General features: G+C 65.7%; 1 protein-coding gene. It reads right to left on the bottom strand.

Translation table 11 applies throughout. From position 1 onward, the window contains the following. Nucleotides 1–429, bottom strand: a 429-nt coding sequence (locus EN935_RS39435) for a biotin carboxylase N-terminal domain-containing protein (protein ID WP_281040428.1), incomplete at its 3' end; no start/stop codon positions are given. Nucleotides 430–572: the final 143 nt, after the last annotated feature.

The following is a 572-nucleotide window of genomic DNA, read 5'->3' as shown; positions in this document are numbered from 1 at the left end:
CTCCTGTACAGTCTCAATCGCGCCCAGGTAGCCGGGCACCACCGACACACCGGCATCGGCGGCCACGCGCTTCGAAGTGATCTTGTCGCCCATCGCCCCGATCGCTCCGGGATTGGGCCCGACGAAACAAACCCCCGCGTCCGCCAGCGCTTCCGCAAAAGCGCGACGCTCTGACAAGAACCCGTAACCTGGATGCACGGCATCGACTTGTGCGGCGATACAGATTTCGATAATGCGAGCAATGTCGAGATAGGACTGCGCGGCGGGTGGCGGACCGACGCGGTAGGCCTCGTCGGCCATGGCGACATGTGCGGCGTCGCGGTCCGCATCGGACCAGATCGCGACCGTCCGGATGCCCATGCGGCGCGCCGTACGCATCACCCGGCAGGCGATCTCACCGCGGTTGGCGACAAGCAGCTTGCGAAACAGCGGTGTCACGCTCTTGTTCCCCCGACGGAACGCAGGGCAGCGACCAAGGCGCGTCGCGTGTGGCGGGGCGCGATCTGTTGACCGCCTGGTGGGTGCACTGTTTCCCGAAGCAGTCCGACACGTGCTCCCGGCCAATGGAAGAT

This window comes from Mesorhizobium sp. M7D.F.Ca.US.004.03.1.1, assembly GCF_003998635.1.
Taxonomy (GTDB): Bacteria; Pseudomonadota; Alphaproteobacteria; order Rhizobiales; family Rhizobiaceae; genus Mesorhizobium; species Mesorhizobium loti.
This window is presented reverse-complemented; position numbering and strand designations above follow the sequence as displayed.